This window comes from Lachnotalea glycerini (assembly GCF_003201285.1).
Classification (GTDB): domain Bacteria; phylum Bacillota; class Clostridia; order Lachnospirales; family Lachnospiraceae; genus Lachnotalea; species Lachnotalea glycerini.
In genome coordinates, this window is sequence record NZ_QICS01000001.1 from 645,805 (window position 1) to 658,353 (window position 12,549).

General features: G+C 36.9%; 11 protein-coding genes. 1 reads left to right on the plus strand and 10 read right to left on the minus strand.

Going from position 1 to position 12,549, the window contains the following annotated elements:
• Positions 1 to 3: 3 nt before the first annotated feature.
• Positions 4 to 696 (minus strand): energy-coupling factor transporter transmembrane component T, encoded by a 693-nt coding sequence (locus C8E03_RS02615; protein WP_110290215.1) that lies wholly within the window; start codon positions 694 to 696, stop codon positions 4 to 6.
• Entirely contained in the window at positions 696 to 1,307 is a 612-nt protein-coding gene (locus C8E03_RS02620; RefSeq protein WP_094378821.1) for an MptD family putative ECF transporter S component, read from the minus strand. Before C8E03_RS02620 ends, C8E03_RS02615 begins: the two co-directional genes overlap by 1 nt.
• A gap of 187 nt (positions 1,308 to 1,494) precedes the next feature.
• Here C8E03_RS02620 and C8E03_RS02625 point away from each other — a divergent pair, with 187 nt between their 5' ends.
• Positions 1,495 to 2,454 (plus strand): helix-turn-helix transcriptional regulator, encoded by a 960-nt coding sequence (locus C8E03_RS02625; RefSeq protein ID WP_094378819.1) that lies wholly within the window; start codon positions 1,495 to 1,497, stop codon positions 2,452 to 2,454.
• Positions 2,455 to 2,622: 168 nt separating this feature from the next.
• Here C8E03_RS02625 and C8E03_RS02635 read toward each other — a convergent pair whose 3' ends face one another.
• From C8E03_RS02635 to C8E03_RS02665, 8 genes are all read right to left on the minus strand, one after another.
• Positions 2,623 to 4,359: an ABC transporter ATP-binding protein gene (locus C8E03_RS02635; protein ID WP_110290217.1), complete on the minus strand. Its 1,737-nt coding sequence runs from the start codon at positions 4,357 to 4,359 to the stop codon at positions 2,623 to 2,625.
• Positions 4,352 to 6,133, minus strand: a complete 1,782-nt coding sequence (locus C8E03_RS02640; protein ID WP_110290218.1) for an ABC transporter ATP-binding protein — start codon at positions 6,131 to 6,133, stop codon at positions 4,352 to 4,354. The genes C8E03_RS02635 and C8E03_RS02640 overlap by 8 nt, the downstream gene beginning before the upstream one ends.
• 150 nt (positions 6,134 to 6,283) lie before the next feature.
• The gene (locus C8E03_RS02645; protein ID WP_110290219.1) at positions 6,284 to 7,288 is read right to left on the minus strand and encodes a helix-turn-helix domain-containing protein; all 1,005 of its coding nucleotides are present in this window, start codon (positions 7,286 to 7,288) and stop codon (positions 6,284 to 6,286) included.
• 71 nt (positions 7,289 to 7,359) lie between these two features.
• A complete protein-coding gene (locus C8E03_RS02650; RefSeq protein WP_094378811.1) occupies positions 7,360 to 8,103 on the minus strand; it encodes an N-acetyltransferase in 744 nt (247 codons plus the stop codon).
• Between the two features lie 288 nt (positions 8,104 to 8,391).
• Positions 8,392 to 8,679 carry a MarR family transcriptional regulator gene (locus C8E03_RS02655; protein ID WP_110290220.1) on the minus strand — a complete coding sequence of 96 codons (288 nt, stop codon included), beginning with the start codon at positions 8,677 to 8,679 and terminating at the stop codon, positions 8,392 to 8,394.
• Positions 8,680 to 8,713: 34 nt separating this feature from the next.
• On the minus strand, positions 8,714 to 8,872 hold the full coding sequence (locus C8E03_RS21830) for a hypothetical protein (RefSeq protein ID WP_170122872.1): 159 nt from the start codon (positions 8,870 to 8,872) through the stop codon (positions 8,714 to 8,716).
• A 165-nt stretch (positions 8,873 to 9,037) separates the two neighbouring features.
• Positions 9,038 to 10,768, minus strand: coding sequence for an ABC transporter ATP-binding protein (locus tag C8E03_RS02660; protein WP_094378810.1), 1,731 nt, complete (start codon positions 10,766 to 10,768; stop codon positions 9,038 to 9,040).
• The gene (locus C8E03_RS02665; RefSeq protein WP_110290221.1) at positions 10,765 to 12,516 is read right to left on the minus strand and encodes an ABC transporter ATP-binding protein; all 1,752 of its coding nucleotides are present in this window, start codon (positions 12,514 to 12,516) and stop codon (positions 10,765 to 10,767) included. The genes C8E03_RS02660 and C8E03_RS02665 overlap by 4 nt, the downstream gene beginning before the upstream one ends.
• Positions 12,517 to 12,549: the final 33 nt, after the last annotated feature.

Genomic DNA, 12,549 nt, shown 5'->3' on the forward strand with positions numbered 1-12,549 from the left:
TCCTTATACCATCCCTATAAGCCCAATGACAAGGTAAATGCTAAAAGCAAACACCGCTATCAAATCTCTAAGTAAAAATTTGATTTGGGCAAGGCTTGTTCTTGGATTTGGATTTTCTATTCCTCGTGTGACAGCAGCAATCGATAATTCATCCGCCGTATTCGAGGCCGCCATCATGAGCGGTACGTACAGACATTCTGCTACCATTATCGGACGTAAACAGATATTTTTTATGGATGGTGAAATATCTCTCATACGCATGGCATCCTTTATATAATGCCAGTCTTCTTTCACCACCGGGAGATAGCGCAACATAACTGCAAAAGGAATCACAATGCGATTCGGTATATGTATTTTATAAAAGGCTGCCATAAATTCTCCTGTCTTTGTTGTTTTGATCATAAGACCCGCCATGAATCCACAAGGGTACACTTTATTTACCAGTCCTAAAAATGCAGCAAATATTGCCTGTGTAGTTCCTGTCATCTTTGTAACAGAAAGCAAAGTGCCAGCATAAATCATTCCATAAAATAAAGTGCCCATAAAAGCATGTCCAAACTGCCCTGACAGCAGTGAAAATACTGCAATCAGGCAAACCAAAACCAATTCATATCGTAGTGAGGGTGCAAACATGGTGCAAATAACACAAAGTAATAGCAAAAGCAACTTTGTCCTCGGGTCAAATCGAACTCCCATCACGCTGTTATTCCCGCCTTTTCAAACTGCTTTTTCAATAGTATGCTTCCAATCCATGCACTCATTCCTGCTACTACAACTGTTCCAATTAAAATAACAGCCAGCATCCAGTTCTTTGCTGCTGTATTCATGGCATCAATATAGCTTTTTGATGTTCCGCCATTTAGCATGTAATTGCTCCATGTATTACGGTTTGCAAAATAGCAGATATAAGTCCCGGTAGCTCCTAAGCTAAGACAGATGAATGCAAGCATATTTAGAAATTTATTTTTATATTTTCCAATCCCTGCAATCAAATCACCGATGATTCCTCCCACAATATAGCCTAAATCCATTGCCCAGTGCATTCCGGTTGCAAACCATATTACTCCACACAGGATACCCGCAATTGCAATTGCACCACTCTTTGGAACTTTTGCAATTAAAAGCATCATAACAGGTCCTCCAAGTAAAGCGGCTCCTAGCGGCATATAAAAAGTAAGTACCGGATTAGGTGCAAATACAATTCCACCTACTAACATGGTAACAAATAAAAGTGCTGTAAAAATACCAATTGTCACCAGATCTTTTATACTTAAACCTTTTTTGTTTGTTCTCGTCTGATTACCCATAATTTTCCTCCTTTTTCTTATTTCTTGACGTTGCAAGAAATTATGTTATAATATATGTTAGTTGTATCTAACCTCGGTTATAAATTTACCACATAGGTATTTCATTTTCAATGGTTGTAGATTAGTTTCGCCTAATCAAGGTAATCATATGTCTAATCAAGGTATTATGTTAAGAATGGAGAGTTTAATGAAAGAGAAAATAGATTTTTTTTATGAAAATATATTGGTAGACAGAGGCTTTATATCCATCAAACCAAATGGAAGATTTAATTCCTGTGGACAAACTTATCAGCTTTCAAAGGACTTAGGAGAAGGATTTTACTGGATTTATTCAGAAACTGATTTATACGATATCAAGATACATGATTTTTCGTTTTTTGAGGATTATTTATTCGAGTGCCAACTGCCTGAATGCATGAGCGTATCCTATTATCAATCAATTGCTGGTCATGAGTTAACTCCGTATCGTAGAATCAATGCGAATTGTATCAAAACATTTATAGGTGGAAAGAGTCCATATAAAGCTGTCATGCATAAAAGAATACCCATTCGGGCGGTAGGAATAGAAATACTGCCTGCTTATTATTTACATTATTTAAAAGAAAAATATCCGGATGATTATTTAAATCCTTATGAAGCCTTTTGCTCCATTGATGAAACATTACATTTTCCTGAAATGCTGCTTCTTCTCAATCAAGTGGCTGAATATCGGGGCACTGGAATAAGTGCCAAGCTGTTTTATGAAGCAAAAGTAAATGAGGCTGTTTCTCTAGTAGTGGAACATTTTCATAAGAAAAGTAAGGAACAGCCGCATATTTCAGATAAAGATATAGAACAGATTTATAATGTATCGGCATATATTAAGGATCATGCTGCTTTTCCTTTAACGTTGGAACAACTATCAAGAATTGCATGTATGGGACAAACGAAATTAAAAATAAGCTTTAAATTAATTCACGATTGTACCATTACAGAATTTATCCAACAGGCACGAATTGAACATGCTGAATTTTTATTATCACATACCGATTTAAGTATCGCACAGATTGCGCAGACTATTGGATACTCTAATGCCAGCAGATTTGCAGAGCTTTTCAAGAGAAATGTTGGTATACTCCCCGGAGAATATCGAAGAATTATGAATTAGAAGAGCCATATAATGAATACCAGTTTTTTCTATAATATCGTCCATCGTAGTTCTGACCAGTCCTTTTTCAATAAAGAGCTGTAAAGCAACTTCTTTAATTTGCTTTTTTCTCTCTTCTTTCTCCAGTCTCACTCTTGTCATTATAATTCCTCCTTTCACTACCGACCTTTACACATGCCAGTTATCTGCTTTCTTTCGAATATTCCAATAAGTCTGATAAACTCCCTTTTCTTTAAGCAATTCTTTATGTTTCCCACACTGTGCTACTTTCCCTTCGTTGATTACAATAATTTGATTGGCATTTTTAATAGTAGAGATACGATGCGCAATTACAATCAAAGTTTTGTCCTTAACAAGAGCATCGATTGCTCTTTGTATTTCGACCTCATTCTCTGGATCTACACTTGCTGTTGCTTCATCTAGCAATACAATTGGTGCATCCTTTAATATCGCTCTTGCAATCGATATTCGTTGTCTTTCCCCCCCTGATAATGTAGAACCAGCTTCCCCGATCATAGTATCGTATCCATTTGACAATTCCAAAATAAATTCGTGACAGCAGGCTTTTTTCGCTGCTTTTATTACCTCTTCTCTTGTGGCATCTGGATTTCCAAACTTAATATTGTTCTCTATTGTATCCTGAAACAAATATACATTCTGGAATACCATACTTATATAGGATAGCAAACTCTCACTGGTAAAATCTCGTACATCTCTTCCTCCAATTCGAATACTTCCCTTTTGTACATCCCAAAAACGTGCAAGGAGTCTGGTAATTGTAGTTTTACCGCCACCTGATGGTCCCACAATTGCAGTCATCGTATGCTCTGGAATCTGGAAGCTTACATTCTGAATCAAAGGTGTTTTTTCATCATAAGAAAATTCTACATTCTCAAAAGTAATATCAAACTTACTAAGCTCAATTTTTTTTCCATCCTGATCAATCTCTTTGGCAGTTTTTAATTCTTCCACGCGATTAAGCGATTCATCCATACGACGTATCAATTGTGTAAGCTGTCCCAATGTTTCAAGTGGAGTAAATATAGTAAATGCTGCACATACAATCACGGCAAAACTAGCGTAATCCATATCATTTCCTAGTACCAGATAGGATGCTGATAGCACAATCAAGCAGGCCGCCGTGCGAAAAATCATGGAGTATACACCATATAAGGGTGTAAAGACTTTTATTGGTTCACTGGATGCCTGCTCACTTTTGGTAAATATCTGCTCCATACCATCCAGATGCTTTTCGTGCATATGAAAAGATTTTACTACTGAAATTCCCTGAATGTATTCCAACGTAGCTGCAATAGCATCTCTTTGTGCTGCCTGTTCTTTTTTCGATGCAATGACGGATTGAATCTGTAGCTTATGATAGACCATCATAGAAATAGCTACTCCTGCAATAAAAATCAATCCGATTTTCCAGTTAAATGTCACGACAAAGAAGCTGATTGTAACCGTTGCAAGAAATCCCGTTACAATTTTGTCCATCATATGCATAGAATATTGTTCCATAAAATTCAAATCACTGGTCACAGATGCAGTGATATCTCCTAGATCATGTTCATAAAAATATCCCATAGACACACGCTTCAAATGATCTCCTACATTCATTCTTTCTTTTGCCACCACCTCATAGCCTGCAGTGCTTTGAAGCCGGTAGACAAGATATTGGCTGATAGCCTTTCCAACGATTCCAAAAACCAATAAGCGAATGACTTGAAACAGTAACCTGCTTGTATACTGTCCCTGTCTCTCCCAATTTGACAAAAATAGAAATAATGCTCCCAGAGAAAACATGGAAAATATAGCATCCAAAAAACTAAATAAATAACTAAGCTTTAATCTTTGCGACAACTCATCTGCTATTCGAAGAATCCTTATTATGATCTTAATCATTCTGTGCACCTCCTCCCAAACTCCACGCTGTTGATGTGAGATGTGCCTCCCACATTCGTCTGTAAGTATCTGATGTATCTAGCAGCTCTTCATGCGATCCTCTTGCCGCTATATTTCCCTTTTCCAGCAAAATGAGCTGGTCTAAAAACATAACTGTTGAAAGTCTGTGTGCAATCGTGATAAGTGTCTTATTTTTTGTCACTACAACGATTGCATCTTGTATTTTATCTTCATTCTCTGGATCTACAAATGCGGTCGCTTCGTCAAGAATTACAATGGGAGCATCCTTTAATATCGCTCTGGCAAGCACAATTCTTTGTCGTTCACCACCTGATAATCGTTTTCCGGCATCTGCCGCATTCGTACGATAACCATCTGGAAATCTCTGTATGAATTCTTCACATTGTGCCAATCTAGCTGCCCTCATTACTTCCTGATCAGTTGCGTCCGGCTTTCCGATTCGAATGTTATCCATAATAGAACGCCCAAATAGGAAAGTATCCTGAGACACATAGCTGACCATATCGGTTAACTCTTTCATGCTAAAAGACTTTAGGTTCCTTCCTCCAATCCGTATTTCTCCTTCTGTTACATCCCAGAAACGATTTAAAAGTTTGGCCAGTGTGGATTTACCAGATCCAGATGGTCCAATAAGAGCTGTTGATGTTCCTTGTGGTATTTTTAGTGAGATATCATGTAACACCTCTTGCTTGTCATAAGCAAATGACACCTTTTTGAATTCAATATCATACACTTTCACTGCTTCTTTTATGAAATCTCCCGTTGTTTCCCTTGTTGTTTCCAATTCAACTTCCTCCAAAGCAGCCGCTATTTTAGGCTGCAACTCATAGAATACGGCCTCATGCTCTCGAAACTCTATTCGTTTCTGCAGTGCACCCACAATTCCTAATGCAAGTACAATGGACGTAATCAATTCTCCCTGTGTTACAGAACTATTTCTCAACAAAAGTATTCCAACAGGAAGTACAAAGGCAATACAAGATGGCATAATTGCCTGACCTAGACTCATGTAAGGCCAGCATCTTCGGTACCATTTTAAAGTCATATCCTTTACATTAACAACTGCAGTATGAAATTTTTTAAAAGAGGAATCTCCTTGGTTGAAAGCCTTGATTACCTCCATACCATTGATATATTCTACGATTGTTCCATTCATAGTTGCGTTGGCTTCCATGTATCTCTTCATCATTTCTCCATGCCCTAGCATGATTCCACTGTAAGCAAGTGTTCCAAGCACCGAAGATGCAAGTGAAGCCAATGCCAATCTAAAATCAATTGTAATTAAAAAAACTATTACTAGAACGGGAAGAAGCGTATATCCCATCTGTTCCGGTATTGCATGAGCCAGCGGATATTCCAATTGTTCCACATCATCTATAATCAGATGTTTTATTTCCCCAGCGGTCTTTTTCTGAATCTCTCCCATAGGTATTTTCGCCAGCTTATCCATTAACCTCATTCGAATGTTTTTCATTATCTGATATGCTGCTCTATGGGACATCATAGTGGCTTTACTAAATAATAATGTTTTTATCAGATACCCACTCCATGCCGCTGCAAGCAGTAAAATTACTCTGCCATGTTCCATTCTTTTTTCTAAAATACCATTTAATAGGATTGCAATACATATGTAAGGAATAAATCCTGCCAGTACGGATAAGAAGGATAATATCCGTGCACTCATAAGCTCTTTCTTCTTATCTCCGGCAAAACCAAGAATTCCTTTCATTGGATTTTCTCTCTTTTCTTTCACCTCATACACCTGCTTTCAATCTTTCTTTGGTTAGTTGCTTCTAACTCAAAATTATATCAGTTTCTTTCTGCTTAAAATGTCACAATCCAACTTTTTTATATCACAAAAGGGTCTGCCTTTGTTCAGCAAACCCTTTTGATTCAAATCATTTTATTTATTTATTTTTTTTATTGCCCCAGGTGTTATCCCATATTCTTCGTGAAATCGCCGAATAAAGTAACCCGTATGAGTATATCCTACCATCCATGCAACAGCACTGACACTGTAATTACCACTTTCTAACAGTTTTTTTGCCATTTCCATCCTTTTTTTGATGATATAATCATTCACAGTTAATCCAAAGCACTGTTTAAATCCTTTTTGTAATCTGCTTTCACTCATAGCCGCTTTCTTTGCTATCTCTGCAATAGTCAATGGGTGTGCATAATTCTGATTGATTAGTTCCTTCGCCTTCAATAGTGCCTCATACTCCTGTTCATGAATCCTGACTCCATAATGATTAATTGCAGCTTCACACATCACCTCATCACAAAGAATTGCTATCAACTCTAATATCTTTCCGTGAAGATAAATATTTCTTACTTCTTCACACAAAACGCATTCTTCAATCTCCGATAATAGCTTGTTGATACGGGGTGTATACCGATATACTTTTACAGGGTAATTCTTTTCCAAAATACAGATTGCTTGTCTTATATAAATACAATGAAACAGTTCTTCAAATCTACTCTTATCGAGTGTAATACTAATCGAATGATATTTCCTGCCTCCAAAGAAAGTACTGTGACATTGTTGTAAAGCTCCAAAACGAATCTGACATTCCTGTGCTCCAAGTCGGTACTGTTGAATCGTATTTTCATTTTGATGGAACCACTGAAATTCTCCTTCGATACAAAAAGATAGCTGAAAAATCTCCTGATTAGAATATTGTTCATCGATCTCCAATTTTTTGTCCAACGTAAAATCTGAGAGCGTCAAAAGTAATCCCTTTTGAATCTCCGTTGTCAAAATTTTTCCCTTCATTCCCACAGCATGAATCTGATAACGCGTTCCTCTGGGTATTATTGCCTCTGTTTTTACAGTATTTTCCTTTGACGAAGCCATTATAACTGCACGTTCAGGTATATATTTTTGATTTGGATAAATTGCTAGCATTATATATCTCCAATATTATAAGTATGTCCTCTCAGAACATCGTATTCACTTGTATCCATTAATAAAATCTTTCATTTTTTGAGTATCCTCTTTAAGTAAGCGACATCTAGCAAATTCACTGTTTCAAATTTTCCTTTATAAAACACTCCCCAGTTATTGAAAACACAAGGCAATTCCTTAGCTTTTTGTAACGTATCCACTTGAATAAAAGAAACTAGAACGTCATTTATCTCACAATATTGTTTTATCAGTTCAATCCTTTCATAGACAAAGGGGCATTGCATATCATAATAAATTGTTAACTCTTTACTTTCAATTTCTTGTTTTTTAGCATTTTCGGCGAACTTTGGCCTTGTTCCATCAAAAGAAAGGGCAAGCAATTCATATCCATTATCGGTAGAATCAACAACCTCAAAACCGAACTTCTTAGCAAATAATTGGTCCGAAAGCCAAGCTTTTTGCTTTTTTGCTCCGAGCATACAAATGCCAGATTTGCCCCTTTCTTTGGCATCAGCCAAACAATACTCCATCAGCAATTTCCCATACCCTTTTCCTTTTTGACTACTCCATAAGCAGTACAAATAATAATAGTTGTCACCAGTTATGGGAACCCAAGCTGTTTCAAGAGGAGCATATTCAATAAAAACCGGAGCCTTTACATTTAACTTTCTAAAGACATGACCTTCCTTTAGCCGATCTGAAAGCCATTGTCGCTTTGCTTCAATACCTTGATGGAGCTTTTTACTGCGGATAATGCAGCATAAATGCTCATTGACTAGGTTTTCTGTTGTTAAGTTCACAAAATCAGTATTCATATTATATTCATCCTCGCTTTAGATTAACCTTTCAGCATACTAAGCCACTTTTGATTATGAATTCTTCTATAGAACTCATTAATGCCCTGTACACTATAATCCTTTTCTCTACAACTCCTAATTTAATTCATAATTTTAATAATACCATATTTTTCATCAATCATAAATATTAACCCTGAAATTTTTTTCCGTTTAAAGTTGTTTGATATTGATACAAAGACATTTTGAAACAAGATATTTTCTCCAAAGTTAATCACATTTGCCCGATTTCCCCCTGATAAAATTATGCTAAATATGTTTATAAGCCATTTTTCCTTTTTCTGTAAGAAAAAGACAGAATCGCTTTTTATCCTCGTCATCCTCTTTTTTTTCGAGAAATCCGTGTACTTCAAGTTTTCGGACAGTTTTTGCTACTACAGCACGTGTTACATTAAAGCCTCGTGCCATTTCAGAAATAAATATACCTGGATGATCACCCACCATTTTAATCATGTGGATTTCTCCACGATAGAACTGCATTTCTTCCAAGCCAAAATCTAATATCTTTGTCTTTCCATTGGCAATTTGCTCTGTCATCTGTATAAAATCATTAATTACAATTTTTTGTAACTTATCTATCTTGGAGACCTCCCGTTCTTTTTAAGTAAAATTCGCCTTGCAGCCCTTCAAATACTCCACCGTCATCATCAATAAGAATATATTGAAATCCATGTCTTGTTAAAGCATTTTCAATATCCTTTTTTGTAAGTAGTACATCAAGTCCGTCCAAATGGCTGGATAACCAGCCAAGAATACTCTCAGGCGGTTTCTGATAATCCTCACTGACATTATGCGTAACAACATATAGGTAACCATTTGATGTTAAATCCCATCAATAACTGGAATTAAAACCTGCATAAAAAGAGACATGAATTATTGTGTCCATCTGCGATATCTAAATGCTCCAGGAAACAGCCTCTTTTCTTTTACCTACAAAACGTTTATAGATTCCTTCCTGTTCAATCAGTTCTTCATGCCTTCCTTTTTGAACGATTTTTCCTCCATCTACTACAAGTATCTGATTTGCATGGCGGACTGTTTTTAATCGGTGTGCTATCATAATAATTGTTTTATTTCTGGTCAGTTCTTCAAAGGCTTTTTGTAAATGCACTTCATTCTCTGGATCTACATTGGCTGTTGCCTCATCAAAAATTATGATTGGCGCATCCTTTAAAATAGCTCTTGCTATGGATATTCTCTGTTTTTCTCCTCCAGAAAGCGCAAACCCCTTATCTCCGATCACCGTATCATATCCATTTGGAAGACTGTTGATAAACTCATGGCAACATGCTTTTTTCGCTGCCTTTATAACCTCTTCTCTGGTTGCATTTGGTCTTCCAAAGCGTATGTTATTTTCAATGGTATCTCCAAAAAGGTATACATTTTGAAACACCATGCTAATTTGTTCCATTAATGACTCCAGTGTATAATCTTTGATGTTTTTTCCACCAATCATGATATTACCGCTATCTACATCCCAGAATCTTGCTATCAGATTACAGATAGTTGATTTTCCAGACCCACTTGGTCCAATGATGGCCGTCATTGTCTTGTCCTTGATCTGAAGGTTCATGTCTTTTAATATTTGTCTCTTCTCATAGGAAAAATCCACATGTTCAAATATAATTTCATGATTATCTGGTTTAATAATTATTCCTTTTTCATCCATTAAAGGTACATCATCCATCTGATTTGCCTGCTCGATAGAACTGCCACATACACGAAGAATTGCAACTCCGTGTCCTGCGGATTCAATCTGTTCAAAAATAATAAAAGAAACAACTATAAACATCAACGAGTATGTGAGCTGCATGGTTCCATTAAAATAGAAATATAAGGCTGCTGCCATCATGATTACACTAAATATCCGTAATATTCCTTCTTGCATAATCGTATAGGGCGTAATCAACTGTTCCATTGCCAGATTCGTTATTTTACTGCTTTCAATTGCTTTATCTACTTTCTTGTTATCAATTTTTGTTAGGTTGAAGGATTTTACGATCCCCATTCCCTGTATAGTCTCTAATATATTTTCTACAAGTTCCGCTTGTGCTTTCTGTCTTTTAGGTGCAGTATCCCTTGATTTTTTCTCCATAGCCGAGGTTATCAGACAGAATAAGAGAACACCTGCCAATGTAATTAGTCCCATTCGCCAGTCAAAAACCAGCATATAGACAGTAAATACGATGGTAGTGATAAACCCACCTAAAGTCAGAACCAAGACCATTGGTGCAGTAGTTTCCACATCTCCCAAAACCGTGGTACTAATACCTGTAATATTCCCAAGACTGCTCTGGTTAAAAAATCCCATCGGTATTAATTTCATCCTGTTTCCAATAAAAACCCTTTTATTTGCAGCCATAAAATATCCCGCATGTGTTTGTTGTAGCTGAGAAAAATAATTTGTGGCAATTTTACCTGCAATACTTACAATCATAAGACCTAGCACATACCATATAGTTGTATGATTGGCATTTTTTTCGACTAGTGCCTGAATAGTAAGAAAAATCGCCCCAATCTGCAGCATATGAAAGATCGCATTAAAAAATCCTATGATGATAGAATTTCTAATATTTTTTTGTTCCTTGCCAGCGAATCTCCATATTTTACGAAAAATTTCTATCATTCCTGTTCACCATCCTTTGCTCCGATATGCGCATTCCACATATTCTGATATAATTCAGATTCCTGTAATAACTGTTTATGAGTTCCAGCAGCACTGATTTTTCCCTGATCCACGAGAATAATCTGATCTGCACCAACAATCGTCGATAATCTATGTGCAATCATAATCAGCGTTTTTCCCTGTACCAGCTTTGAGATAGCCTTTTGAAGAACCGCTTCATTCTCCGGGTCAATATAGGCAGTAGCTTCATCTAATATAACAATCGGTGCATCTTTTAGCATGGCTCTTGCAATGGCTATTCTCTGCCGTTCACCACCAGACAAGTGTGCTCCACCACCACCTACTTTTGTTTCATATCCACGTTCAAGACCTCGTATGAAAGCATCACAACCTGCCTTTCTTGCCACCTCTTCCACTTCTTTATCAGAAGCATTTTCCTTTCCCATACGGATATTTTCCCGAATGGTATCATCAAACAGGAAATTATCTTGAGATACATACGCAATCTGATCTGCAATTTGTGTCAGTGGAATTTTGCTAATTTCCTTACCTCCGATTCGGATACTTCCTGTTTCAATATCCCAAAAACCAGCAATCAGCTTTGAAAGCGTTGATTTTCCACTTCCACTTGGTCCAACAAAAGCATTCACTGTGCCCTGACGTATTTTTAATGTAATGTCCGTTAATATATTCCCCTGTTCTTTTTCATACGCAAAGGAAACATGATTCATCTCAATATCCATTCCTGACAGGGTGACTGACTCCTTTGGATGGTGTTGTTCCGGTGCTTTTAATATCGTTTCTATGGATTCAATAATGGTTCCAGTCTGTGCCAGCGAATCAATAAAATTAGAAGCTGCGATAATTGGTCCAACGATTCCCATGGACAAAATCATTATCATAATAAATTCAGAAGATGTAATACTTTTGCTAAGATAAAACGCTAATCCTGCGGGTAATACTCCTATCAGAACAGCAGGACTGAAATTCCGGTAGCATGCCATACCAAACTGTGCACTTTTCATCCAGCCATAAAAAAAAGAGGCATTCGCATCTACTGCATCCACATAACCTTTATAAGCTTCCTGACCTTGATTATATGCCTTGATTACTTCAATTCCATTGATGTATTCTACAATAGAATCATTCATTTTCTTACCGATTTGGACCGATTCCTGATATTTTACTGGATAAGATTTCATCGTAGTCATCATAAATATCATGCCAATTGGAAGCGTGGCAATCGATAGCAATGCCAGTCTCCAATCAATGAAAAATAGTGTAATGATTAGCACCAACGGAGATAAAACATTAGACGTCATTTCAGGTAAAAGGTGAGCAAGCGTTGTTTCCATACTCTCAATTTGATCAACTAATATGCTCTTCCATCTTCCAACCGATTGATTCTGTAAGGTTCCCATGGACAGCTTTGCCAGCTTATGTACACATTTATTTCGTACTTCTGCCAATACTGCAAAGGTTGCCTTATGGGACCACGCAGTTGAAAAAGTAGTAAGGAGTACTTTCCCAAGGCTACCTGTCAAGGCAAGTATAAGCCATGGAATACAGCTTTGCATGTCGGCAGTCTGCTCCAGTAACATAATAATGATTTTTCCAGCACAAAAATACGGTATGAAACCTGACAACACCCCCAGAACTGCCAAAATAATCGAGAACTTAAGTCTTGAATGTTCTACTTCTGCCAATGCCCATATTCGCTTTAGTGGACTTTGATTTTTTTGTTCCATAAATCCTCCTTTTAGTTAGTTTTATCTAACCTG

What these genes read in the sequence shown, in the direction of transcription:
- C8E03_RS02635 (WP_110290217.1), bottom strand. Translation starts at nt 4,359, where the DNA reads ATGATTAAGATCATAATAAGGATTCTTCGAATAGCAGATGAGTTGTCG.
- C8E03_RS02620 (WP_094378821.1), bottom strand. Translation starts at nt 1,307, where the DNA reads ATGGGTAATCAGACGAGAACAAACAAAAAAGGTTTAAGTATAAAAGAT.
- C8E03_RS02660 (WP_094378810.1), bottom strand. Translation starts at nt 10,768, where the DNA reads ATGATAGAAATTTTTCGTAAAATATGGAGATTCGCTGGCAAGGAACAA.
- C8E03_RS02665 (WP_110290221.1), bottom strand. Translation starts at nt 12,516, where the DNA reads ATGGAACAAAAAAATCAAAGTCCACTAAAGCGAATATGGGCATTGGCA.
- C8E03_RS02650 (WP_094378811.1), bottom strand. Translation starts at nt 8,103, where the DNA reads ATGAATACTGATTTTGTGAACTTAACAACAGAAAACCTAGTCAATGAG.
- C8E03_RS02615 (WP_110290215.1), bottom strand. Translation starts at nt 696, where the DNA reads ATGGGAGTTCGATTTGACCCGAGGACAAAGTTGCTTTTGCTATTACTT.
- C8E03_RS02655 (WP_110290220.1), bottom strand. Translation starts at nt 8,679, where the DNA reads ATGACAGAGCAAATTGCCAATGGAAAGACAAAGATATTAGATTTTGGC.
- C8E03_RS02645 (WP_110290219.1), bottom strand. Translation starts at nt 7,288, where the DNA reads ATGCTAGCAATTTATCCAAATCAAAAATATATACCTGAACGTGCAGTT.
- C8E03_RS02625 (WP_094378819.1), top strand. Translation starts at nt 1,495, where the DNA reads ATGAAAGAGAAAATAGATTTTTTTTATGAAAATATATTGGTAGACAGA.